Below are 24,147 nucleotides of genomic sequence, written 5' to 3'. Positions count from 1 at the left end.
TCGGCAGGGGCTGAAGTCAGCCAGAAATACACAACTACTTCAGACCATCCTTAACTCCGCCGCGAATAGCTTCAGCGAAACGAATATACGCATATGAATTAAAAGTTTTATTTTATACGTATGCGGAGTAACCTTCGCTTAGGTGCAATAACCAGGCGGAGCTGAAGATGAAACTCGAACAGGCGGTCAGCAAGCCGGATATCGCCTCGCCCGAAGCTGGGCGAGTGGCGCTGACGTTCTTTTTCAATCTGATGGGATTGTGGAATTGCAGCGCCGAACAACAACGGGTGCTCTTGGGTTCGGTGGGCAATACCACTTACTTCAAATACAAGAAACTTCCAGAAGTTCGTCTGCCGCGAGACACCTTGGAGCGGATTTCTTACTTGATGGGAATCCACAAGGCGCTGCGCATCATTTTCAGCAATCAGGCCGAGCGGGGCTATGAGTGGGTGCACAAGCCCAATGACGCGGCACCTTTCAATGGCACTAGTGCGCTCGCTTACATGCTCGGCGGTCAGGTAGTGGATCTGGCGGATGTACGCCGCTATCTCGACGGAGTTCGTGGTTGATGTCGCGGCAGGAGGTTCTGCCGGGCTGGCGCAAAGCGTACAGGTTGATCAATAGCTCGTTTCCGCCCTTGTCCGTGTTCGAAGACACCCTGAGCCCGGACGATCTGGACATCGCCTTCGCCCTGGAAGCCATGACCAACGACCGCCTGCGCGAGGAAGCCGACGCGTTGCAGCGCGTCGCGCCGGCCGATCGCGTTAGCGGTCCCGGGTCGACGGCGGTGATGGCTGCATTCACCCATATCGGCAAACTCAGCCGTTTCAGCGACGGCAGCTACGGTGTTTATTACTGCGCCAGCTCGGTCGATGCAGCTATTGCCGAAACCAAGTTTCATCAAGAGCGTTTTCTTGCAGCGACTCGCGAGGCGAACGTGGAAATCACCATGCGCGCCTACGTGAACAAAGTGGTCAAGCCGCTCATTGACGTGCGCGACATGCCCGAGCTGCATCAACCCGATCCGACTGCCTATGGCAACAGCCAGACGTTCGCGCGTGAGCACCGTGACGGCAAAACCTGGGGGTTGCTATATCGGAGTGTGCGACTGGAAGGGCATGAATGCGTCGCTGCGTTCCGCCCGCAGGCGGTCTCGCTACCTGTTCAGGGGTCGCATTTCCGGTACGTCTGGGATGCCAGGGCAGGTGCCATTACGCATGTCCTCGAGATCAGCGAGGTGAAGGTCTGATCCATTGCGGTGCGGTGGTCTGATCCTGTTCAAGTGCTGCCGCGGCTTGGCTGGTACCCTGTTGATCAAGCCTCTGCAACCGTTTGGCGGATATCCAGCCGGGCTGCTCCAGAAAACCCTGATTCGTACGATGAACTGACATAACGGGGACGTGCTGTATATCAGCGCGGTTTGTTCGCGGTACCGGCTGGGCTAAGGTAAGATGGCACTTTGCCTTCATTGATCATTGGCCACGTTTAGCAGCCTTTTTCCAGGAATCCAGGCCATGCTGGTTGGTAGCTATAACAACATCCTCGTGTTTTTCTCGTTCGTTGTCGCTGTGCTTGCTTCCTATACCGCGCTGGACATGGCTGGACGGGTTGCAACGGCCGAAGGTCGCGCCGCCCGATTGTGGTTGGTCGGCGGCGCGTTCTCCATGGGGTTGGGTATCTGGTCCATGCATTTCATTGGCATGCTGGCCTTCAGTCTGCCTATTCCGCTTGGCTATGATCCGCTGATAACCGCCGGTTCACTGGTCATTTCCATCGCGGCGTCGGCAATCGCGCTCTGGCTTGTTTGCCAGCGGGCACTGCCCTGGATGCGTCTGGCGCAGGGCGCGATCCTGATCGGCTCTGGCATTGCTGCGATGCACTACAGCGGTATGGCCGCGCTGCGCATGCAGCCGGGCATCGTCTACCACGCCGGCTGGCTGATAGCTTCGGTGGTGGTGGCGATTCTGGCATCCGCTGCTGCGCTGTGGCTGGCATTTCGCCTGCGCGCTAACGTGTCGCATCTGAAGCTTTGGCGAGGAATGGCTGCGTTGGTGATGGGGCTTGCGATTGCCGGTATGCACTACACCGGAATGGCTGCGGCGAGCTTCCCCGAAGGCAGTTTCTGCAGTGCTTCCAATACCGGCGTGGACACCAACTGGCTGGCACTGCTGGTGATCGTTCTGACCTTGGGCGTGCTGGCTATTACGCTGATCGTCTCGGTTTTGGACGGCCGCTTGCAGGCGCGTACCTCGATACTGGCCAGTTCGCTGGAAAAGGCCAATAGCGAACTGATCCAACTCGCGCTGCATGACAACCTGACCCGGCTGCCCAACCGCCTGCTGCTAGAGGATCGTCTGAGTCAGTCGCTCAAGATCGCCCAGCGCGAGCGCTCCAGCTTTGCCGTGATGTTCATGGACCTGGACGGTTTCAAGGCCGTCAACGATGCGTATGGTCACCACATCGGTGATGAGCTGCTGGTGAGCGTTACCGACCGGTTGCGTTCGTGCATTCGTGCCCAGGACACGTTGGCGCGGCTTGGTGGGGACGAGTTCGTGTTGCTGGCATCGATTACTGGTCCAGATGACGCGGCGACACTGGCCCACAAGTTGGTGCAAAGCATCGACGAATCTTTTTTGCTGTCGCGCTATGAATTGCGTGTTTCGCTCAGCATTGGCATCGCGGTATATCCGGGTGACGGCGAGATCGAGCGTGATCTGTTGCTGCATGCCGATGCGGCCATGTACCACACCAAAAGCGCCGGCCGGAACGGCTACAGCTTCTTTGAAGCATCGATGAATGCCAACGCCGCCGAGCAGCTACAGCTATTGCATGATCTGAGATTGGCCGAATCGCACGGTGAGCTGCGCCTGCATTACCAGCCGAAATTCGAGGCGCCGGCTGGTCCCGTGCGAGGCTTCGAGGCGCTGTTGCGCTGGGAACACCCACAACGTGGCTTGCTCTACCCTGACGAATTTTTGCCCCTGGCTGAAAAAACCGGCCTGATCGTACCGATGGGCAAATGGGTGCTGGACGAGGCGTGCCGACAACTACACGAATGGCATCTGCAGGGCTTCAGCCACTGGACCATCGCGGTCAACCTGTCCGCCGTGCAATTCGAGCAACCGGATCTGCTTGGTGTGGTGGCCGAAGCCATCGGTCGCCATTCCATCCCGCCGGCGATGCTGACCATCGAAGTCACCGAAACCGTGGCGATGCGCAATCCGGAAACGACCATCGGAACGCTGGAAAGGCTCACAGAGCTTGGCGTCAAGGCGTCCATCGACGATTTTGGTACGGGCTATTCGAGCCTCCTCTATCTCAAACGTCTGCCAGCCAGCGAACTGAAGATCGACCGTGCTTTCGTCAAGGAGATGAGCGCTGGCAACGAGGATGCAATGATCGTGTCGGCGATCATTGCGCTGGGCAAGGCGCTGGGGCTGGAAATCGTCGCCGAGGGTGTGGAGACCAAAGAGCAACAGGAATTTCTTACGGGGCTCGGCTGTGAAACGCTGCAGGGCTTCCTGCTCGATCGGCCAATGACAGCTGACCTGATCCTGGAGCGCGTCGGGCAGACGCGGCCAGGGCTGTCGGCAGCCACCGCCGCCGAATCAAAGATATTGGTGCCGAGCTAATCCGTCGGAAAAACTCTGGCCCGCCAGATCCTCAGAACCAGCGGTCGTTGCGCTTGCGGCCGCGGGTCATGGACGGGAGGATCAAGCCAGCCAGCAAGCCTGCGCCGGCGATGCTGCCGCCGTAGACCATGTAGCGCATCAGGACCTGATTATTCTCATCGCCGAGGCGCGCCTCGGCGTCACGCAGTTCTGATTCGGTGGCGGTGAGGGCTTCGTCGAGGGCCTTGCGGCGCGCTTCAAGTTCGTCGATCAGCGCCTTGCGTGAATCCAGCGTCTCCTGCATGCCCAGCACCCGAGCCTTCCAGTTGTCGTCGATGGTTTTCAGTTCCTCGCTGAGTTCGGCGACCTTTTGTTCCAGTTCCGGCAGACGCTCCGCCTGGCCGGGCACCTCTTGTAGATCACTGCTGCGGATCCAGACCCGGTCGCCACTTTCGCCGCGAACCTGGCTGTAGTCGCCCTGGGTGTCGAGCAGTTCGACCTTCTCTCCGGACACAAGGCTGCCAACGATGCGGTAGCCGTCGGTCGGGCCGCTGCGTACGTAGGTGTTCAGGCTGTCGCTGACCCAGCGCTCATTGCTTGCTTGCTGAGCATGGGCCGGCACTATGACCGCCAGCAGAGTACCGAACAGGCCGGCACGGAAAGCCCGGCGCTGCGCGGCGGACCCGGAAACACGGGAAAGAAGTGCAAGGAGATGACGAGATATGGGCATGGTGGTCTTCATGTGGACTGAAAATGAAGGCCCCGGTGAACGGGCCGGATAAATGAACCTGCATGGCAATGTTCCGCCAGCTGACTGCAAACAGGGCAGTCTCAACGCCTTGGGAGACGGCTGTTTCGCGAGGGGGAGATGCTTTCTCCCGGTATGGGCGCATGGCCCGTCACGCCGTCGTCCCTGTAATCCTGCAGCTGAGAGACAGTACGGGGACCGTAAGGTTCACTAAAGATTCATCCAAATGTGCATGGCTGCGTGTGCGATGGCCGAGCGCTCGGCGATCACCGTTTCGCCGTAAAGGCTTTCACAGCAAGCTCACGCGATGCGCGCGGACCATTATTCGTTCCTGCCGAAAACGAGCCTCCAGTGAGGATCGATAGTCCTGCCACCAGGCATGATCGAGCTTCGGCACCATCACTTCGTAGATCACCAGTTCGTCCCGTACGGCATGCTCGCCGTCCTCCAGCCAAAGCCCGTTGGCCGGCGCTCGGGTATAGGCGGTGAGCCCGCCGAAGCGTTCGATCAGCTCGTGGCGAACGTCATTGAAAAGCGCTTTGGGCAGCGGTTGATTGTCGTTGTCGTATAGAGGAAGCAACAGCTGAATCAGAAGCATGGCTGACGTCCGAGAGCGGAATGGCTTCATCCGTTCGACCATAAGCATTGCCCTGTGACGCCCTGAACGATCGACTCGCGCTGGGTGGTGTCGATGGTTGCAAGACGACGCCGTTTCGGAATCTGGATCGACCATGACGGAAGAGGCATTTCAGACGAACGACGGACTCTCGTTGCCAGTCGCGCCCTGGATACTTCACGGCTCGGCATGCCTGTCGTTATGGCGTATTCGAGCTACCGAGTTGCCGGTGGCCGCGGCCGATATTCCTTCCCTCAGTCAATAGCGCATCGGGACGGCCAGACGAGCCGATAGGTGGGTGCGAATTCGACCGGTTCGATGGCTGTCCAACCGCCACAGTTATTGCCTGGAGGTCGTCCAATGGATTCGCCAAGCCCTTCGGTGTTGGCTCTGCAGAAAGCCCAGGACATCACGTCACGCTGGTCGGACGGGGAGCTCGGTGCTGACGAGGCGCAGCATGCGCTCAGATCGTTGTTCGATCAGTGGCAGCCCGGCACGCCGGAAAACGGTATTGATGAACCGCCGAGACCGCCCTCACCGCATCGCGCATCGCCTTTCATGACTGGTTGCAGCGTGGCGAGAATTGCGAGGAGCTGGTGACGCAACTGCGCTGGATTCTCGACCCGTCGAAAGACGGACATGACGATCCTGCACTCAACGTGTACGCGCCGCACCGTCCCTCATCGGCTCAGTAGCACCATCACGGTTATTGCCAGCACCAGCGAAACGCCTTTCCAGAACAGCACCGGGTTGCGCTCCATCAGCGGCGGCCTGGCCTTGTTGAGAAAGGCCTGGTTGGGTTGGCGCAATTCGAACACAAACTCGGACAAGTCCTCGTAGCGCTTGTAAGGGTCGGGGTGCAGTGCCTTGCGCAGCACGTCGTCGATCCATGCCGGCACCTCGCGATCATGTTCGCGGATCGGGCTGTAGCTGAGTTTGTTCTGCGCCGCGCGGGTGCGACTGCGGGAAACCGCGGTGCCGTAGGGCAGCTGGCCGGTGAGCATTTGATACGTAATGACCGCCAGCGAGAACATATCCGAGCGGGGCGTACCGCTTTCACCCAAGAAGTACTCCGGCGCGGTGTATTGAGCGGTGCCGAGCAGATCGCCGCGTTCGATGGGTGAAGCAATTTCCATGATGCCAGCGACACGGGTCGAGCCGAAGTCGATGATTTTCACCGTGCCGGTGGCGTCGATCATGATGTTCTCTGGACGCAGGTCCTGGTGCAGCATCTCCAGTCGGTGGAAGGCGCGAAGCCCCTTGGCGACCTGCTCGACGATGCCACGGACCGTTTCCAGGTCCGGCTTGGGGTGATCGATCATCCACTGCGTCAGCGTCTGGCCTTCAACGAACTCGCTGACGCTATAGAGAAAGTTGCGCTTGCGGGTCTGCAGGCACGGTTTGACCACGTAAGCGCTTTCGATGCGCCGCGCGACCCATTCTTCGGTCAGAAAACGTTCGAGGTACTGCACGTCCCGCTGCAGGTCGATTGACGGCGTCTTGATGATTACCGGCGTCTGGCTGTCGTCGTCGGTTGCCAGGTAAACGTGACTGCGGCTACTGGCGTGCACTTCGCGAACAATGGTGTAGCCGTCGAACTCGGCCCGCGCCTCGAGAATGGGCGGGAAGGGCAGTTCAGTTAGCTGCTGGTAGAGCTCGTCGGCGGCCTGCAACGGCAGCGCATCGATGCGCAGGATCTGCACCGTGAGGTTGTCGTCGCTGCCCTGTGTCAGCGCCTGGGCGACGATTTCCCGCGCGGCTGCATCGAGATCATCCGGGCAGCGCGCGATAGCCTCGAGCATGAACGACGCACTGACGAATTCGTAGACGCCATCGGTTGCCAGGATAAAAGTGTCGCCCACCTCGAGCTGTTCGGCGCGATAGTCCAGGTCCAGCTGTGGATGGATGCCCAGCGCTCGGCTCAAGTAACTCTTGTCTTCCGAAACCCACATCCGATGATCATTGGTCAGCTGTTCCAGCGCATTGCCCAGGACGCGATAGATGCGTGAGTCGCCAGCATGGAAAAGATGTGCAGTGGTCGACTTGATGACTATGGCGCTGAAGGTGCAGACGTAGCCGCGATCTTTGTCGTAGCGGTAAGGGCTTTGCTGGCTTTGCGCATGCAGCCAGGAGTTGGTTGCCATCAGCACGCGTTGCGCGGAATTCTTTACTGTCCAGGATTCGGAAGTGCAGAAATAGTCGGCAAAGAAACCGGTGACCGCCGATTCGCTGGCGATATGGCTGACGGAGCTGCTGCTGATGCCATCCGCGAGGGCGATGGCGATGCCCTTGCTGCTCAGCTGCGGTTCTTTGGGAATGTAGACGCCGTGGAAATCCTGATTGCTTTCCTTGCGTCCCTTGTCGGTGTGTTGGCCCACCGAGACTTTGAGTTGATTGCTCATTTGCTTAATCGGGCGGGCTCTCGGCGATGGGGTGTTGGGATAGACGGATGGTTGGAGACAAGGAAAGATCGCCGATTGGCCGGCCATCGCGACCCCTCACCCCAGCCCTCTCCCCAAAGGGGCGAGGGGGCAGTCCGAGCTGGCTGGACCGGATGTGGCTGATCCGCAGATGCGTAGAAGTTATCACCCAGGTGTGCTCTGTGGCGGCAGGCTTGTCTCCCTCTCCCCTTGGGGAGAGGGCTGGGGTGAGGGGAAGGCGGAGTGCACTGCGTTCCATTTGACCACCTTTCCCTACACCCCGGCGCCTGCCAGGCCCGCACCGAGCCCGATCGCCTCAGCGCACCAGCGCACGCTTTGGCGCGGTCTTGATATGAGTGGTGTAGAGCGTCAGGCCAGTGAATGCCAGACCGCCAACCAGATTGCCCAGTGCCGTGGGTATTTCGTTCCAGATCATGTAGTCCATGATCGAGAAGTCACCGCCCATGATCATCGCCGATGGAAACAGGAACATGTTCACCACCGAATGCTCGAAGCCCATGTAGAAGAACAGCATCACCGGCATCCACATGGCGATGGCCTTACCACCCACAGTGGTGGAGATCATGGCACCCACCACGCCCATCGACACCATCCAGTTGCACAGCATGCCGCGCAAGAAGATCGTCGCCCAGCCGGCCGCGCCGAACTCTGCATAGCCTAGGGTCCGTGCTTCGCCAATGTGCGAGATTTTTTCGCCGATCACGCCTGGATCGCTCGCAAAACCGGTGGTAAAGACGAAGGCCATCATGAACGCTACCGTCAGCGCGCCGGCGAAGTTGCCGACGAATACCAAACCCCAGTTGCGCAGCACGCCCTTGACGGTCACGCCTGGCCGTTTATCGAGCAGGGCCAGCGGTGCCAGTACGAAGACTCCGGTGAGCAGATCGAAGCCCATCAGATAAAGCATGATGAAACCGACCGGGAACATCACCGCGCCCAGCAATGGCGAGCCGGTCTGGACAGTGACGGTAACCGCAAATACGGCAGCCAGCGCCAGAATCGCACCGGCCATGAATGCTCGAATCAAGGTATCCCGCGTGGACATGAATATCTTGGACTCGCCCGCGTCGACCATCTTGGTGACGAATTCCGAAGGAACGATGTAGGACATTTTTCGGTTCTCTGGTTGTGTTGGCAAAGCAGGCTGGGCCTGCTGTTGGCGTATCGCTATCCGTTGTGCCGCCGCGGTCAGACCGCGGCGATTTCCACCGCATCGCCATTGAGGCGTACTGGCCACACCTGCAATTGCTGTTCCGGATATTCCAGGCAGCTGCCATCGGCCAGGCGGAAGTGCTGCTTGTAGAGCGGCGAGGCGATCACCAGGTCGCCCTTGAGCTGCCCGAGAATGCCGCGGCCGATGACATTGGCACCTGATTTAGGATCCTTGTTGGCGATGGCGAAAACCTGCTCGCCAGTCTCCGTATCAGGCAGGTGAAACAGCGCCACCTGCTCGCCATCGATCCAGGCCACCACGCCGGAATTGGCGACCAGGTCGCGGCGGCTGCACAGTGCTCGCCAGTTGGCGGACTCACTCGGTTGCATGCGTACAGCGTTGGGCTGGCTCATCAGAGCACCTCCTCGGTTACGGGAATCAGGTGAAGTTCGGATGCGTGTACGGGACGGCGCTGACCGCGTTCCTTGACGAAATGGATGTCCGGATCGCCGCGCTGGTCGTTGACGAAGGTGCGGAAGCGCTTGAGCTTTTCCGGATCATTGATGGCGTTGGCCCATTCGCACTCGTAGCGGTCGACCACCAACTGCATCTGCGCTTCCAGCTCGGCAGCCAGCCCCAGGCTGTCTTCGATGACGACTTGCTTCAGATAGTCGAGGCCGCCTTCGAGCGATTCGCGCCACACCGAGGTGCGCTGCAGCTTGTCCGCGGTGCGGATGTAGAACATCAGGAAGCGGTCGATGTAGCGCACCAGGGTTTCGTCATCGAGATCGGTGGCGAACAGCTCGGCGTGGCGCGGACGCATGCCGCCGTTGCCGGACACATACAGGTTCCAGCCGTTTTCGGTGGCAATCACGCCGATGTCCTTGCTTTGCGCTTCGGCGCATTCGCGGGTGCAGCCGGAGACGCCGAACTTGATCTTGTGCGGCGAGCGCAGGCCCTTGTAGCGGTCCTCCAGGCGCAGCGCCATGCCGACGCTGTCCTGCACGCCGTAGCGGCACCAGGTGCTGCCGACACAGGATTTCACCGTGCGCAGAGATTTGCCGTAGGCGTGACCCGTCTCGAAACCGGCCTCGATCAGCTCGCCCCAGATATCCGGCAGCTCGTGCAGCTGGGCGCCGAACAGATCGATACGCTGGCCGCCGGTGATCTTGGTGTAGAGGTCGTATTTCTTGGCGACAGCGCCGAGGGCGATCAGCTTGTCCGGGGTGATCTCACCGCCAGCGATGCGCGGCACCACCGAGTAGGTGCCGTTCTTCTGCATGTTCGCCATGAAGGTGTCGTTGGTGTCCTGTAGCGCAACCAGCTGAGGATCGGTGATCGGCTGGTTCCAGCAGGACGCGAGGATCGAGCCCACCGCCGGCTTGCAGATGTCGCAGCCGGTGTGACCGCGACCGTGCCTGGCCAGCAACTCTTCGAAACTGATGATGCCTTCGACGCGAACGATGCCGTACAGCTCTTGACGAGTGTGGGCGAAATGTTCGCAGACGCTCTTGTCGACTTCGACGCCTCGGGCCGTCAGCTCGTGTTCGAAAACCTGTTTGAGCAGCGCACTGCAGCCCCCGCAACCGGTGCCGGCCTTGGTCGCCGCCTTCAGTTCGCCGAGGTCGGTGATGCCGGCGTCCACCTGGCAGCACACCGCGCCCTTACTGACGTTGTGGCAGGAGCAAATTGTGGCGGTGTCCGGCAGGGCATCGGCACCCAGCGTCGGCGCGCCATCGGACAGGGGCAGGATCAGGCTGGACGGATCAGCCGGCAGCTTGATGCCGTTCTGCGCGTATTGCAGCAGGGTGTCGTAATAACTGTTGTCGCCGATCAGCACGGCGCCGATGACGCGCTTGCAGTCTTCGGACAGCACCAGACGGCGGTAGCTGGCGTTGGCTTCGTCGATGAAACGGTAGCTCTTGGCGCCAGGCGTGGCGGCATGGGCATCACCGATGGAGCCGACGTCGACACCGAGCAGCTTGAGCTTGGTCGACATGTCCGCGCCGCTGAAAAGCTGGTGCGGTTCGCCGGTGAGCAGGGCGGCGACGTTGCGCGCCATGGTGTAGCCCGGCGCGACCAGGCCGAAAACCATGCCGTTCCAAGAGGCGCACTCGCCTATCGCGAAAATCGACGGATCGCTGGTGCGGTAGTCGGCGTCGATCACTATGCCGCCGCGCGGTGCGATTTCCAGGCCTGCGCTGCGGCCGAGGGCGTCCTGCGGGCGGATGCCGGCGGAGAAGACGATGAGGTCGGTTTCCAGATACTCACATCTACCATCAGCGCCATCGTTGAAGTTCATCCGATAGGCATATTCCTCACCGATGACGATTTCCTGGGTAGCGCGGGACAAATGGACGCCAACGCCCAGCGCTTCGATGCGGGCCTTGAGCGCCGCGCCGCCCTCAACATCCAGTTGCACTGGCATCAGGCGGGGGGCGAATTCAACGACATGGGCTTCGAGACCGAGGGATTTCAGTGCGTTGGCCGCCTCCAGACCGAGCAAGCCGCCACCGACCACCACACCGCGTTTGGCGTTGCTGGCGGCGGCGCGGATGGCATCCAGATCATCGAGGGTGCGGTAGACCAGGCGCGAATTACCTTCGGCACCCGGAATCGGCGGTACGAACGGGTAGGAACCGGTTGCCAGGATCAGGTGGTCATAGGCCTGACGGCCTTCGCTAGTGACCACTTCCTTGCGTTCCCGGTCGATCTCCAGTACTTGCACGCCGAGGTGCAGGTGCACGTCGTTGGCGGCATAGTAGTCCGCCTCGCACATGGCCAGCGAATCGGCATCGCGGCCGCCGAAGTATTCGGATAGGTGCACCCGGTCATAGGCGCGCTGGCGTTCTTCGCCATACACGTGCAGCTGGTACTGGCCCAGCGCGCCGCGTTCGATCAATTGTTCGACGCAGTGGTGGCCGACCATGCCATTGCCGATGATGACCAGTGTTTCGCTCTTGATCGGGGTGACGATTGCGTTCATGACCTATTCCTCCGTCGAAGCCGCTCGCGGCGCCGCCAGCAAAAAAAGCAAAAAAAAAGCCTGGAGCTGTCTGCCAGCTCCAGGCGCCTTTGCCTGGTATTCAGAAAATGTGGTGGGGCGATGGTCCGGGCCGCGTTGCCCGGTTCACCTGTCCCGTGCCGTTTGCGGCTGATGGTCTTCGTTGACCTGCAGGAAGTTCTGCCGAATGGGTCGGCAGGCGTTGCATGTGACATAGCAGTTAGCATGCCAGCGACGCGTGAGGTATCAGTGCGAAGAACGCCGCAGCCCGGAATTGGTGGGCTGAAGCCCACTCTACGAGTGGGAGAGGCTTGTGTAGGGTAGGCTTCAGCCCACCAATGACACTGCGCGGCGCTGACCCACAAGGGTGCGGCGCTCGCCCGGCACTCCCTTTTTTGGGGCGATACACCGGCGTGGTCATCTGTGCCGGGCTAACCTTGCGTCCAGAGCCGAACCTTGCGTGGCGGGCTCGGTCAGTAACTCACCTTGAGGCTCGTATTCTTACCGCTAACGCATGCCGCAATATCCAATCAATCGTGGAGATCACTTGAATAAGGTCGTCGAACAACCTTTGTTGCTGGGCATGATGCGTCTGGCGCAATACCCCGAATTGGCGCAGCCGCAGGCGCTGCTTGGCTTTCTCGAGCGCTGCGTCGAGCACGGGCTGAGTGGCTTCGACCACGCCGATATCTACGGCGCGGGGGAGTGCGAGGCGCATTTCGGTGCCGCGTTGAAGCTGCAACCTGCGTTGCGTCAGCAAATCCAGCTGATCGGCAAGGCCGACATCGTTCCCGCCGCGCAGGATCGGTCGCGCTGGGGCGTCAAGCACTACAACACCCAGGCGGCGTATCTGACCGAGGCGGTCGAAGGCTCGTTGAAGCGCCTGGGCGTCGAACGTCTGGACGGCTTTCTGCTGCATCGTCCGGACCCGTTGTTGCGGGTCGATGAGGTAGCGCGCGCGCTGAACGATCTGGTCGGTAGCGGCAAGATCGGTTGGCTCGGCGTATCCAACGCCGAACTGCTGCAGTGCCAGGTTCTCGCCCGCGAGCTGCCGTTGCGCTGCAATCAGATCGAACTGTCTTTGCAAGCGCAGGCCGCTGCCTGGGATGGCCGTCTGCATGGCATGGAGAGCGAAGGGCTGCAGGTACTGGCGTGGTCGCCAATGGCCGGAGGTCGATTCGTGCCCGCGTTGCAGAACGTGCTGGAAGAGGTTGGGGCGGCGCTGGGTGCGACTGCCAATCAAGTGGCCTTGGCCTGGCTGCGCAAGCTACCGGGAAATTCAGTGCCGATCCTCGGCAGCCTACGCTGGGATCGGATCGAGGAGGCTTTGCTGGGCGCGAACCTGCAGTTGGACACACCGACCTGGTTCTATCTCGCCGAAGCCGCGCGAGGCCACGAGGTAGCCTGAACACAGTGGACTACAGTTGGCTGGGTGCGAAGAAGAGCGGAAGCACACCGACGGCATTACATCGTGTTGTCTGATTCAAGCCGCATTCCTGACACAGTCAGTTCTTAAGGTGTTGCTCCGAGGCCGCAGCACCGCGCACAGCCGGCTCAATCGGATGGAGACTTTGTCGCATGCGTATACCGAAGCCACTGCTTGTCGCGCTTGTCGCGCTTGCCGCTGCGATTTCCGACCCCGTGATGGCTGCCAGCAACACCCTGGTGGGCTGGGCCGTGATGCCTGCAGGCAGCTTTTCCGACGGCCCGACTTCGGGTCAGCTGATCAATGGGAATCCCTACGGGACGCACCGACCGCCCTACGAAGGCCGGCAGCCGGTCCAGGGTTTTTCCGCCGTGCTGCCCGGTGCGGATGAGAACAGCTTCATCTTCATGACCGATAACGGCTTCGGCGCGCAGGAGAACTCCGCCGATGCGCTATTACGGCTGTATAGCGTGCGGCCTGATTTCCGCACCGCCAACGGCGACAGTGGCAAAGTTGGCGCGAGCGATTACCTCAGTGGCGCTCCGTTGGCGCGCTTCACCCATCCGTCGCGGATTACCCTCAACGACATCAACCAGAAGCTCGAACTGCCGATCCAGGCGGACTTTCGCTTTTATTACGACGACGGCTCGAAACCACGCGTCGATAGCGACATCGACTTCGGTCGATTGCTCACCGGAGCCGATCTCGATATCGAGTCGGTACGCCGGGACAAAAACTGCGCGATGTGGTTTGGCGATGAATTCGGCCCCTATCTGATCAAGACCGATGCCTCGGGCACCGTCACCCGCAGCGCGATTTCGCTGCCCGGCGTTTACGCGCCGCAGCACGCCGATGTGCTGGCGGGGCGGGCAACCGCCAATCTCGCCGGGTCAGGCGGCTTCGAAGGCATGGCGATCAACCCGAGGGGTGATCGGCTCTATACGTTGCTGGAGAAAACCGTCAGCGGCGATCCGGCCGGCACGCTGCGCATCAGCGAATTCGACATCAATCAGGAGCGCTACACCGGCAAAATCTTCTTCTACACCCTGCAGGTAGCCGACCACGGCATTGGTGATATGACGGCCATCGATGACAGCCGTTTTCTGGTCATCGAGCGCAACGGTGCAACAGCTATCCAAGGTGAGCCGTTCAAGAAAATCTACCTGATCGATTCGCGTGGCGTTGCCAGCGGAGGGGCGGTGAGCAAAACCGAGCTGGTCGACCTGATGCAACTGGCCGACCCGGATGACCTCAACGGAGACGGGCAACACCGGTTCACCTTTCCCTACGTGACCATCGAAAGCGTCCTGCCGCTGGATTCGCAGACCTTGCTGGTGACCAACGACAACAACTTCCCAGGCGGAGGCAGTCGCGAGTTGGCTGCCGATGCCACGGAGTTGCTGAAAATTCGCTTGGCCAGCCCCATCCCTGGTGTTCGCCCGCCGCATTTGCAGCCGTTAACGGATGCCCGCCGCTGTGATGCGCCGAGAGGACCGACGCAAAGCTGATCGTGATCATGATCGTTTGCTAATAAATCACCTACGGCTACGCTCGCCAGCGAGCTGGCTCCTACAAATCGCACATCACCTGTAGGCGCGGCTTGCTAGCGAACGGCGCTTGTCGATGCACACGCAACGATCAGGCCTCGCCCACCTGTACCACCAATTTGCCGAAGTTCTTGCCTTCGAGCAGGCCGATGAACGCCTCCGGAGCGTTTTTCAGTCCCTGCACGATCTGCTCGCGGTACTTGATCTTGCCCTCGGCGTACCAGGCGCTCATGTCGCGCGCGAACTCGTCGTATCGATGACCGTAATCGTTGAAGATGATGAAGCCCTGCATGCGCATGCGTTTCTTCAAAAGGGTGTCGAGCAGCAGCGGCAGGCGATCCGGCCCATCCGGCAGGCCGGTGCTGTTGTACTGGGCGACCACCCCACAGACCGGTACCCGCGCGCTGGTGTTGAGCAGTGGTAGCACCGCATCGAAGACCTTGCCGCCGACGTTCTCGAAATACACGTCGATGCCATCCGAGCACTGCTTGGCAAGCTGTTGTACGAAATCATTGGCGCGGTGATCGACACAGGCATCGAAGCCGAGGGTCTCGACTGCGTGTTTGCACTTCTCCGCACCACCAGCGATGCCCACCACACGACAACCCTTGAGCTTGCCGATCTGCCCGACCGTGGCGCCGACCGGCCCGGTGGCTGCGGCCACCACCAGGGTTTCCCCCGCTTTGGGCTGGCCGATATCCAGCAGGCCCATATAGGCCGTGAATCCGGGCATGCCCAGTACGCCCAGCGCGTGGGATGGGTTCTGCATGTCGCGTCCAAGCTTGAGCAGACCTTCGCCGTTGGATAGGACATAGTCCTGCCAGCCGTTGCCGCTGAGCACCCAATCGCCTTCCTTATAGTCCTGATGGCGAGATTCGACGACCCGGCAGACCGTGCCGCCGACCATCACATCGCCGATTTCCATCGGCGGCGCGTAGGATGGCCCGGCGCTCATCCGACCGCGCATGTACGGGTCGAGTGAGAGATAAACGGTGCGCAGCAATAGCTGACCGTCTTCGGGCGTCGGCATCGGGGCGGTTTCCAGGCGGAAATTGTCCGGCGTCGGCGCACCGTGAGGGCGCGAGGCGAGGCGGATGCTGCGGTTGTGTTGCGAATTCTGTGTCATCGAGCGTCTCCCATGGATCAATAGGACAGATCAAGGTGGGAGCGTGTTGGGCGCTTAGCGTTCCGTAGGTATTGGCATGCGCTTCCAGGCAAGCCCGCTTAGAACAATGGCCATAGAGACAAAAGCTGCCGCCAGCTGTGCCCGACATCGTCGCTATTCGAGCTCTCCCGGTGTCGCGGATTTGTGTGGCGGGTCTTCGGTCACCGTTTCCTGTTCGGTGCGGTGCATGTTCCGGTTAGGCACTGAATCGTTCTCGGGCATTCCTTTAACCACGCGACCATCCTCGGTGACGATCTGTCCTTGTTCATTGCGGTGGGTTTCGAGCTTTTCCTGTGGCGAGGGGTTGCCCATAGGGCTTGGGCGCGCACCGGTATCTTCCCGTGGTGTGCCTGCCGGCCACTGGGCAAATGCAGGTTGGGCAGCGGCAACCAGCAGCGTGGCCATCGCCAGTGACGTTAGAAATGGTCTGCTCATGACGTTTTCCTCATTTACCGATATGACGCTGAGTCGGCGGGTTGGCGACTGGCTTCCTTAATAGGAGACTCGGCTGCGATCCTGAATCAGCGTCCCGGGACGCCTTCCGGCTCGCACACCAGCAGCGCGATTGGCCCACCGGCCGAGTACTTACCTGGCACCCGCATGACGACTTGCTCGTTGGGATTTACCGAGAACGCCGGCGCGGCCGTCATGGCTGTTTCCTCGGGCAACGCATGAAATTGGCACGACGCGATTTCATTACTGCGGTTGGTTACTTTCACGGCTGGCACGCCGACCAGGTCCACCTTGCTGGACGAGGCCTCTGGCACGCCGAGCGGCGCGACCTCGATGTCCATTCCATTCAGCCGCGTGGATACCTGCACGTCCTGCCCAAGGGCCGGCAGTGCAAACGCCAGAGTGACCAGCGCCAATAACGATGTTTTCATTCTAATTCTCCGTTGTGACTCTGAGCATGTGAACAGAGCTGACCGGCTGAGTTCGGAGCTCGCCACAACTGAGGCGCTGTTCGTCGCCTTGCCTGAACGTGGGAGCCGGACAGCCGCATTCAGGCCGCCTTCCGATTTCGCCACATTTTGTTGCAAATCACTGAACCCCGTTCGTCTTCTCGGGTCGGAGCTGAGCGCTGTGGGTAAAACCATGGCGGTGCCGCAGCGGCGCCCTGACGCTAGCCATATGACTAATCGCCAGGCGATTGCTGGATACCACATGCCCTCTCGATCAGAGACCGAGCGACCAATGGTTCAGATATACGCAGTCGTACTGTCGTACAAACGCAAGGATTTGCTCAAACGCTGCCTCGATGGGATCAACGCCCAAAGCCGGCCATGCGACGGCATCATCGTCGTCGACAACGCCAGCAATGACGGGACCGAGGAGATGTTGCTCGAGTCGCAGCTGCCAAACCTCAAGATATATGTGCTGTCGCACAATACGGGCGCATCGGGTGGGTTCAGTGCCGGGTTCCGTATCGCCTACCAGCTTGGCGCCGATTTCGTCTGGATGATGGACGACGACGTCATTCCAGAGCCGGACGCCTTGCGGAAGCTGACCGAGGCCGACGAAAAGCTTCGTGCCCAAGGCGAGCCGCATTCTTTTCTGCTGTCGATGGCCTACACCGAAGACGGCCTGCTGACCAATGTTCCACGCATCGACGAACGCACCAACGCCATTGCCTACGAAAACTGGCCGGCACTGCTCGATCTCGGCGTGATTCCGGTGCGCCCAGCGACATACGTTTCAATCCTGGTGCCGCGTGCTTCGCTGCAACGTTATGGTCTGCCGATCGCGTCGATGTTTATGTGGGGAGACGATACCGAATTCACACTGCGTATCAGCCAGGAAGCCCCAGGCTACCTGGTGGCCGCGAGCAAAGTGTTGCACGTGCGCCGGGTCAGCGGTGCCATCGACATACTGCGCGAGACCGACCCGAAGCGGGTCGCTTTGCATCGGCACTTCATACGCAACGAATTATTTATCGCACGTCAGTATTTCCGTAAGCGCCGAGTGCTGGGTGTGTTTTTCTCGCGCCTGTTATTGATGACTCGCATGCTCAGGCGCGCTCAATTTGCCAAGGCTCGGATAGTGCTGAGCGGTCTGATCGAAAGCTTCAGCTTCAATCCCACGGCCGAGGCGGCCGATGCGCCCGTGGAGGCGCTCGGCGTGACTGTGCGAGAACTGAGCCCAAAGCTATCGAGCGGTGCGCGGGTGGATGATATTTCACCGCTCGCCATCGACGCGAAAGCGAGCGCAACAGTAGATCCGGCTGCAGTATTACCAGCAGCGGATGAGCCGCTACAGCCGCGCTTATCCAGGCCGAACATGCGCGTCCTGGTTTGCGGCGCCGGCGGTCAGGTGGGCTACTGCCTGGTCAACCAGGCGGCCAGCTTTGGTCTGGATGCCATTGGGCTGACGCATCGAGAGCTCGATATCACCTCCCCGTCGCAGATCAGCCAGGCGATTGAACGCCACCGGCCGGCCCTCATCATCAACGCGGCGGCGTATACCAATCTCGATCACGCCGAAGCCGAGGTCGCACAGGCCGAAGCGGTGAATCGCGACGGTGCTGCAAATTTGGCCCAGGCCGCGAAGCAATACGGGATTCCACTGTTTCACCTGTCCAGCGAATACGTTTTCTCCGGCGACAGCAGCGAGCCTTATCGGGAAACCGATCCGGCTGTGCCGATTTGCGTCTACGGTGTCACTCGGCGGGCAGGGGAGATCGCTATCAGCGAAACCCTGGATCGATACCTGATTCTGCGGACCAGCTGGATCTATGGCGAACGCGGCAACAATTTCGTCAAGACCATGCTCAATCTAGGCAGCAAGACCGATGAGATTTCGGTGGTCAGTGATCAGGTGGGCTGCCCGACTCGCGCACGCAGTGTCGCTCGAGTGCTGATCGAGCTTTCGCTGCGCTATTGCCGCGACGGCGATCTTGATTGGGGGCTTTACCACTACAGCGGTTCGTCGCCCTGCTCGTGGGCAGAGTTTGCGGTAGAAATTTTCCGTGAATCCGAGCTTGCCGGGCTCATCGCTAAAGCACCTCGAGTCTTGCCGGTGCCCAGCGCGAACCTGCCAAGGGCGGCGGCCCGTCCAGCCTGGTCAGCGCTCGATTGCAGCCGAATCGAGGCGACCTTCGGAGTCAGCCCCAAGCCATGGCGGGAAGAGTTGCGTCATGTGATACGGCAGATGAGCGACCTGCCAACTGCATCGTTCGGGCCTGCGCCGAGCCGTGTGCCGTTCAGGACCTATCCGCAGAATGAGAGGGACGAGCGATTCGCTGCGCGTCTCCCGATAACGCAAGCGGCAAGCCAGCATTAGCCGTTTCACCAGGCAAACTTTTTCCAGATGTTACGGTCCGAACTGCAGACTAAAAATAAAGGGATTTTCATGATGACCGACACAGCCGTGAAAAGAGTGGGTGTTTCAGGCACAGGGATGATCTCGCACTGTTTCGTTCGCCTGATAATGCAGCATTACCAGGATCTGCAGATCAGCCGCGTCCTCACTCGTAGGAGCATTGACACGCTCGGCGATTTTCCGCTGCGGGAGGTGCTGACCAATTCCATTGACGACCTCATCGCGCATTCGGACATCATCGTCGAGTGCACGGGTGATGTGTTCTTCGGGACAGAAGTGATCGAGCGGGCATTCGAAGCCGGCTTGCCCGTCGTCACCATCAATGCCGAATTGCAGATCACCACCGGCTCCCACCTGGCTGGCAAGGGTCTACTCACTGAAGCCGAAGGCGACCAGCCGGGGTCGCTGGCGGCATTGCACGAAGACGCGTTGCAGATGGGCTTCAAGCCGCTCGTCTACGGCAACATGAAGGGCTATCTCAACCATAACCCCAGCCACGAAGACATGACGTACTGGTCCAAGCGCCAGGGGATCAGCATTGAGCAGACCACCTCGTTTACCGATGGCACCAAGGTGCAGATCGAACAGGCGGTGGTGGGTAACGGTTTTGGTGCGACCATCACTCGGCGAGGGCTGGAAGGGTTGGCGTCCACCGACCTTAACCGCAGCGGCAATATCCTCGGCCTGATCGCCGAAGGCATTGGTCAGCCCATCGTCGACTATGTGATTCCGAGCGGATATTCCGCTGGCGGCGTTTTCCTGGTCTGCCGCCACGATGAAGACCAGGCGTCTGCAATCGAGTACTTCAAACTGGGCGCCGGTCCGTATTACGTATTGACGCGTCCGTTTCATCTCTGCTCGCTCGAAGTTGGCAAGACCGTGCGTCGAGTTTTGGCGGGCGGCGGCGTGCTATTGAACAACTCCGTCGAGCCGACGCTGGGTGTTGCGACGATAGCCAAGCGCGAGATGAAGGCGGGCGAGATGATCAGCCGCGGTATCGGCGGGTTCGACGTTCGTGGCGAAGCGGTGCGGCTTGTTGATGAGCTCGACTACGTGCCCATCGGCCTGCTTCGCAATACAGTGCTCAAAAGACCCGTCGAACCAGGGCAGTTGATCACTTTCGACGACATAGAAATTCAACCCAGCCGTGTGCTGGACATCATCCTTCAACAGCGCCAAAAGTTGATGGGAAAGACCGAAGCGCCCACTGTGATGAATGAAGTCGTTCAGCGGGTGCGCAGCTAATGATCGAAGATGAGGCAGAAGTCTGGGCTGACGGCTATAGCTTCATCGAGTTTCAGCACACCGGAACAGGTCTCGTGCCATATCACTACGAATCCGCGCCGCCGCGCTTGACGCAGCCTGCTGTGGTTGCCATTTCGGCAGCGGAATACGTAGCGGAAGATAACGGGAAGACGTTTACGCTTATGGCGTGAGCCGCTCTAAGCTTCGACTTGATCCGGCTGGACAGTCTGCGAGGACGCGGCGACGTTATAAGGCTCGAGCTTCTTCAGCGACTTTCAACCGCTGTACCTGCTTCACAGAACGCAGTCCAGACGTCTCGGGCAACCCGAACGACCGCACCACCAAAACTGGTGGCTTCGTCTTGAGCGTCCTGCTCGTTTTCAAACACCGCCAGCACGCTGCCGTACGAGTAAACGACCCCCCATTGCCCCGCGTCTTCGGTATCAAGCCTTGTAGTATCCATTTGGTGTCTTCCTTGGAATGTTGCGAGATGTGACGTAATCACGACATATGAATAGCACTTCGTCAAAATATCGACAATCACCGTTCGGCGGGAGGCTCAAGCGAGGCTGGTGGTTGGCCGGATGTCCTTGGTTTTCGGAAAAAACAAGTCGGAATATAGGGGACCAATCTTCTGTCTGAAGGACGTTAGGAATCCAGGCTGGGTACCGGAACTCCGATCGCGGTGTCTTCAGCAACCGGCCGGATACCCATCGGTAGCTGGGCTCAGCTGATACCGCGACGTTCGCCCGGGTGCGTCTCGTGGCCCATCGGCGTGGTATCGGGAAGCGTTACTTCGGGCTCGGCGAAGTCGGGACTGTGAACTTCCGAGTCGAGGGGCATGTGGCTATACCGCTGCTTATCCGCAAGATTTTGCTGTTGGTGTGGGTGGTCTTGCTCGGTCAGCATGCGCTTCGCCTCGCAGCGCCCGCTGATACCGCGCGCCAATGCCATGCCGCCCATGGCCAGCTGCAAAAGTCCACTCACGCCGCCACGGCGCAACCCCTTGCCCAGCAGCATCAGGCCACCGGCGACCGAAGCGGTGCGTTCCCAACCATGTACGTTCTGTGGTGCGGTCTTGTCGAACAATCGAGTCATGCTGGTTTCCTCAGTTGAATATGAGATAGATCTGGATCGATCGAGCGGCGCGATTGGTCTCGACAATCACACCGTCGCGTCAACCCAACGGGCTTTCGTCTCGGTCTTCGCGTTCATCGACATCGGACGTATCCGCCGAGCCTGGGACATCGCCGTATTCGTCGTATTCGGGTGGCATCTGGTCTTCGCTTGGGTGCGGTTCGCTACCGTTCATGGATCACCTCTCCGTCTATAAGGTTCGGCAACGGCGCTCAGCGATTCGTTCTGAACGGCGGATGAGTGGGGCTCGAGCGAGCGTGGGTTGGGAAGGAACAGATACGCGCCGCCACCGTCTACCGTGTCAGGTTGATCGGACTGAAGGCTTGACAGTAAGACATCGCTAACGCAAATTCCGCTAATCGTAATTTGATTACGCAAAGTCATTATGGCGCGCTCCGAAGACGAAGCGCGACCTAGCAAGCAGCGTGGCACGAAGATGGATTTGCATACCTATTACCTCTCCAACTCATGCGACCGGGTGCATTCCACACGCGCGCTGAAAGGGCTGGATTGCGGCTTCGTACTGGCCAACCTGATTGGTAATGGCGGCGAACACCGTCTGCCGGCCTTTCAACGGGCGCACCCTGATGTTCAGCCGGACACACCAGTGACATGAAGATTCTTGGCTTCCGACTGACCCTGGGCGATCACCTTGGTCGCAGCGTTCGAGGAATTTCCTGTGCGCCGCCGGGCTGACGTTTCCTCTCGTCATCCCTATCCAATGCACAGCTAGTCAAGGAGCCAATCATGGCCGACCTGTTTGAAAACCCCATGGGCCTCATGGGCTTCGAATTCATCGAATTCGCCTCGCCCACCCCGAACGTCATCGAGCCGGTGTTGGAAAGCATGGGCTTCTCCCATGTCGCCAACCATCGTTCGAAGGATGTAGCGCTGTATCGTCAGGGCGAGATCAACGCTATCGTCAACCGCGAGTCCAAGGGCGTTCCCGCTTATTTCGCCGCCGAGCACGGCCCGTCTGTGTGCGGCATGGCGTTCCGCGTGAAGGATGCGCAAAAGGCCTATTCACGTGCACTGGAGCTGGGTGCCCAGGCTATCGAATTGCCCACCGGGCCGATGGAGCTGCACCTGCCGGCGATCAAGGGCATCGGTGGAGCGCCGCTGTACCTCATCGACCGCTTCGGCGAAGGCAGCTCGATCTACGACATCGATTTTGTCTTCCTCGAAGGTGTCGATCGGCATCCGGTCGGTGCTGGGCTGAAGATCATCGATCACCTGACCCACAACGTATATCGCGGCCGCATGGCCTACTGGGCGGACTTCTACGAGAAGCTGTTCAACTTCCGCGAGATCCGCTACTTCGACATCAAGGGCGAATACACCGGGCTGACCTCCAAGGCCATGACTGCGCCGGACGGCATGATCCGCATCCCGCTCAACGAAGAGTCGTCGAAAGGCGCCGGGCAGATCGAAGAGTTTCTGATGCAGTTCAACGGCGAGGGCATCCAGCATGTGGCCTTCCTCACCGATGATTTGATCCAGACCTGGGACAAGTTGAAGGCCAGCGGCACGGTATTCATGACTGCACCGCCGGAAACCTACTATGAAATGCTCGAAGGGCGGCTGCCGAATCATGGCGAACCGGTCGAGGCGCTGAAGTCGCGCGGCATTTTGCTCGACGGTGCGTCCGAAAATGGCGAGCAGCGTCTGTTGTTGCAGATATTCTCCGGCACGCTGCTGGGCCCGGTGTTCTTCGAATTCATCCAGCGCAAGGGAGACAGCGGCTTCGGCGAAGGCAACTTCAAGGCGCTGTTCGAATCCATCGAACGCGATCAGATCCAGCGCGGTGTGCTTAGCACTGCCGAGTGACCCACTGACTGCTGCCGTTATAGGTGATCGGGCAGCTTCTTTACGGTTTACACAGGCGTGCGACTCGCGCGCCTGTGACTGATTCAGCTGTTTCGTTCCCGTCTGCCTTTTCGCCGAAACCACCAATGCGACAGTGAGCAATCACCGCATCCGGTCCCTGTTCGTTCCGCTGGCAGGCTTTCTCTCGCGACCATTGGTGGCTGAAGCTTGCGCTATCGGCACGCTTCCAGCTCGGTCTGTAATTCTTGCTTGAGCAAACAGTCGGACCACCGTCAGCTCACAGCTCGAGTACACGTCTCATGGTCGGCGATCGCTTGTTTTGTGGCGGCGACATCCGCCAGCTGACGTCGGTGCGGGCGGGGCGGGTAAACCGTCGTGAAGGATCAACCATGCAAAACGTGAGTAGTGGCCAAAGGACATTTTTTGGAACGCTCTTCTTCTAGGGCGGCGCTGCGCTGTATCTCTACCAGAACCAGATTCGTTGGGACGGTCGCATTGCGCTGTTGTTGCTGGCAACGTCTGTGCTGGCACTAGGTAGCTCCGCCTGGTTCGTCGTCCACATGTTCACGCTGCCGTATCTAGTGATTTACATCGCCTACGCGCGTTTGCCGAAGGTTGCACGTTTCGGCAAACATGGTGATTTCTCCTACGGCATGTACATCTTTGGCTTCCCAGTGCAGCAATTGCTCATTTACTGGTTTGGCGCCGATATAAACCTGGCAATGCTCGCGCTTTCGAGCATGGCAATCACGCTGTGTTTTGCGGTTCTGTCGTGGCGGCTGGTCGAGGCGCCAGCGCTGCGCCTAAAGCGCTACACGAACATCAAGTCTCTGCGCGTTGGCGCCGGCGTCTCCATCAACCGGGACTAGCTCGGGCGCATTACACAATCGCCAGGCGGCTAGTCACTAG

The 24,147-nt window shown here is 59.9% G+C and carries 24 protein-coding genes; 11 read left to right on the top strand and 13 right to left on the bottom strand.

Annotation, left to right across the window (positions count from 1 at the left end):
* The first annotated feature begins 167 nt into the window (after positions 1-167).
* From AC2LD7_RS15445 to AC2LD7_RS15435, 3 genes are all read left to right on the top strand, one after another.
* Complete coding sequence (locus AC2LD7_RS15445; protein ID WP_484598608.1) at positions 168-569, top strand: MbcA/ParS/Xre antitoxin family protein; 402 nt, start codon at positions 168-170, stop codon at positions 567-569.
* Positions 569-1,249, top strand: coding sequence for an RES family NAD+ phosphorylase (locus tag AC2LD7_RS15440; RefSeq protein ID WP_484598607.1), 681 nt, complete (start codon positions 569-571; stop codon positions 1,247-1,249). Before AC2LD7_RS15445 ends, AC2LD7_RS15440 begins: the two co-directional genes overlap by 1 nt.
* A 265-nt stretch (positions 1,250-1,514) precedes the next feature.
* Positions 1,515-3,632 (top strand): putative bifunctional diguanylate cyclase/phosphodiesterase, encoded by a 2,118-nt coding sequence (locus AC2LD7_RS15435; RefSeq protein WP_484598606.1) that lies wholly within the window; start codon positions 1,515-1,517, stop codon positions 3,630-3,632.
* Between the two features lie 31 nt (positions 3,633-3,663).
* Here AC2LD7_RS15435 and AC2LD7_RS15430 read toward each other — a convergent pair whose 3' ends face one another.
* From AC2LD7_RS15430 to nirB, 7 genes are all read right to left on the bottom strand, one after another.
* A complete protein-coding gene (locus AC2LD7_RS15430; protein ID WP_484598613.1) occupies positions 3,664-4,335 on the bottom strand; it encodes a TIGR04211 family SH3 domain-containing protein in 672 nt (223 codons plus the stop codon).
* Between the two features lie 313 nt (positions 4,336-4,648).
* A complete protein-coding gene (locus AC2LD7_RS15425) occupies positions 4,649-4,957 on the bottom strand; it encodes a hypothetical protein (protein ID WP_484598605.1) in 309 nt (102 codons plus the stop codon).
* A 497-nt stretch (positions 4,958-5,454) separates the two neighbouring features.
* Positions 5,455-5,616, bottom strand: a complete 162-nt coding sequence (locus tag AC2LD7_RS15420; RefSeq protein WP_484598604.1) for a hypothetical protein — start codon at positions 5,614-5,616, stop codon at positions 5,455-5,457.
* A gap of 39 nt (positions 5,617-5,655) precedes the next feature.
* The gene (locus tag AC2LD7_RS15415) at positions 5,656-7,377 is read right to left on the bottom strand and encodes a bifunctional protein-serine/threonine kinase/phosphatase (protein WP_484598603.1); all 1,722 of its coding nucleotides are present in this window, start codon (positions 7,375-7,377) and stop codon (positions 5,656-5,658) included.
* Positions 7,378-7,711: 334 nt separating this feature from the next.
* On the bottom strand, positions 7,712-8,527 hold the full coding sequence (locus tag AC2LD7_RS15410) for a formate/nitrite transporter family protein (RefSeq protein WP_484598602.1): 816 nt from the start codon (positions 8,525-8,527) through the stop codon (positions 7,712-7,714).
* Between the two features lie 77 nt (positions 8,528-8,604).
* Positions 8,605-8,982, bottom strand: a complete 378-nt coding sequence (gene nirD, locus AC2LD7_RS15405) for a nitrite reductase small subunit NirD (protein WP_484598601.1) — start codon at positions 8,980-8,982, stop codon at positions 8,605-8,607.
* Positions 8,982-11,555 (bottom strand): nitrite reductase large subunit NirB, encoded by a 2,574-nt coding sequence (nirB, locus tag AC2LD7_RS15400; protein ID WP_484598600.1) that lies wholly within the window; start codon positions 11,553-11,555, stop codon positions 8,982-8,984. Before nirB ends, nirD begins: the two co-directional genes overlap by 1 nt.
* A 601-nt stretch (positions 11,556-12,156) precedes the next feature.
* Here nirB and AC2LD7_RS15395 point away from each other — a divergent pair.
* Both AC2LD7_RS15395 and AC2LD7_RS15390 read left to right on the top strand, forming a co-directional pair.
* Positions 12,157-12,981 (top strand): aldo/keto reductase, encoded by an 825-nt coding sequence (locus AC2LD7_RS15395; RefSeq protein ID WP_484598612.1) that lies wholly within the window; start codon positions 12,157-12,159, stop codon positions 12,979-12,981.
* A 170-nt stretch (positions 12,982-13,151) separates the two neighbouring features.
* Positions 13,152-14,507, top strand: coding sequence for an esterase-like activity of phytase family protein (locus tag AC2LD7_RS15390; RefSeq protein WP_484598599.1), 1,356 nt, complete (start codon positions 13,152-13,154; stop codon positions 14,505-14,507).
* Positions 14,508-14,637: 130 nt separating this feature from the next.
* On the opposite strand, the gene AC2LD7_RS15385 is transcribed toward AC2LD7_RS15390, so the two are convergent.
* The 3 genes from AC2LD7_RS15385 to AC2LD7_RS15375 form a co-directional block, all read right to left on the bottom strand.
* Positions 14,638-15,672, bottom strand: coding sequence for an NADP-dependent oxidoreductase (locus tag AC2LD7_RS15385; RefSeq protein WP_484598598.1), 1,035 nt, complete (start codon positions 15,670-15,672; stop codon positions 14,638-14,640).
* Between the two features lie 153 nt (positions 15,673-15,825).
* On the bottom strand, positions 15,826-16,146 hold the full coding sequence (locus AC2LD7_RS15380; protein ID WP_484598597.1) for a hypothetical protein: 321 nt from the start codon (positions 16,144-16,146) through the stop codon (positions 15,826-15,828).
* An 86-nt stretch (positions 16,147-16,232) separates the two neighbouring features.
* Positions 16,233-16,595 carry a hypothetical protein gene (locus AC2LD7_RS15375; protein ID WP_484598596.1) on the bottom strand — a complete coding sequence of 121 codons (363 nt, stop codon included), beginning with the start codon at positions 16,593-16,595 and terminating at the stop codon, positions 16,233-16,235.
* Positions 16,596-16,875: 280 nt separating this feature from the next.
* Here AC2LD7_RS15375 and rfbD point away from each other — a divergent pair, with 280 nt between their 5' ends.
* The 3 genes from rfbD (at position 16,876) to AC2LD7_RS15360 (ending at position 20,465) form a co-directional block, all read left to right on the top strand.
* The gene (gene rfbD / locus AC2LD7_RS15370; RefSeq protein WP_484598595.1) at positions 16,876-18,990 is read left to right on the top strand and encodes a dTDP-4-dehydrorhamnose reductase; all 2,115 of its coding nucleotides are present in this window, start codon (positions 16,876-16,878) and stop codon (positions 18,988-18,990) included.
* 117 nt (positions 18,991-19,107) lie between these two features.
* Positions 19,108-20,274 carry an NAD(P)-dependent oxidoreductase gene (locus AC2LD7_RS15365; RefSeq protein WP_484598611.1) on the top strand — a complete coding sequence of 389 codons (1,167 nt, stop codon included), beginning with the start codon at positions 19,108-19,110 and terminating at the stop codon, positions 20,272-20,274.
* Positions 20,274-20,465 carry a hypothetical protein gene (locus tag AC2LD7_RS15360; RefSeq protein WP_484598594.1) on the top strand — a complete coding sequence of 64 codons (192 nt, stop codon included), beginning with the start codon at positions 20,274-20,276 and terminating at the stop codon, positions 20,463-20,465. Before AC2LD7_RS15365 ends, AC2LD7_RS15360 begins: the two co-directional genes overlap by 1 nt.
* Before the next feature lie 74 nt (positions 20,466-20,539).
* Here AC2LD7_RS15360 and AC2LD7_RS15355 read toward each other — a convergent pair whose 3' ends face one another.
* The 3 genes from AC2LD7_RS15355 to AC2LD7_RS15345 all read right to left on the bottom strand — a co-directional run bounded on the left by AC2LD7_RS15355 (position 20,540) and on the right by AC2LD7_RS15345 (position 21,586).
* On the bottom strand, positions 20,540-20,737 hold the full coding sequence (locus AC2LD7_RS15355) for a hypothetical protein (RefSeq protein WP_484598593.1): 198 nt from the start codon (positions 20,735-20,737) through the stop codon (positions 20,540-20,542).
* Positions 20,738-21,000: 263 nt separating this feature from the next.
* Positions 21,001-21,372, bottom strand: coding sequence for a hypothetical protein (locus AC2LD7_RS15350; RefSeq protein WP_484598592.1), 372 nt, complete (start codon positions 21,370-21,372; stop codon positions 21,001-21,003).
* A gap of 79 nt (positions 21,373-21,451) precedes the next feature.
* Entirely contained in the window at positions 21,452-21,586 is a 135-nt protein-coding gene (locus AC2LD7_RS15345; protein WP_484598591.1) for a hypothetical protein, read from the bottom strand.
* Positions 21,587-21,796: 210 nt separating this feature from the next.
* Between AC2LD7_RS15345 and AC2LD7_RS15340 the strand changes: the two genes are divergently transcribed.
* The 3 genes from AC2LD7_RS15340 to AC2LD7_RS15330 all read left to right on the top strand — a co-directional run bounded on the left by AC2LD7_RS15340 (position 21,797) and on the right by AC2LD7_RS15330 (position 24,107).
* Positions 21,797-22,027 carry a thioredoxin domain-containing protein gene (locus AC2LD7_RS15340; RefSeq protein WP_484598590.1) on the top strand — a complete coding sequence of 77 codons (231 nt, stop codon included), beginning with the start codon at positions 21,797-21,799 and terminating at the stop codon, positions 22,025-22,027.
* A gap of 131 nt (positions 22,028-22,158) precedes the next feature.
* Positions 22,159-23,238: a 4-hydroxyphenylpyruvate dioxygenase gene (gene hppD, locus AC2LD7_RS15335; RefSeq protein WP_484598589.1), complete on the top strand. Its 1,080-nt coding sequence runs from the start codon at positions 22,159-22,161 to the stop codon at positions 23,236-23,238.
* A gap of 521 nt (positions 23,239-23,759) precedes the next feature.
* The gene (locus tag AC2LD7_RS15330; protein ID WP_484598588.1) at positions 23,760-24,107 is read left to right on the top strand and encodes a hypothetical protein; all 348 of its coding nucleotides are present in this window, start codon (positions 23,760-23,762) and stop codon (positions 24,105-24,107) included.
* Positions 24,108-24,147 lie beyond the last annotated feature (40 nt).

This window comes from Stutzerimonas sp. (assembly GCF_982611455.1).
The sequence above is the reverse complement of the archived record's forward strand: the minus strand, read 5'-3'. Positions and strand labels throughout refer to the sequence as shown.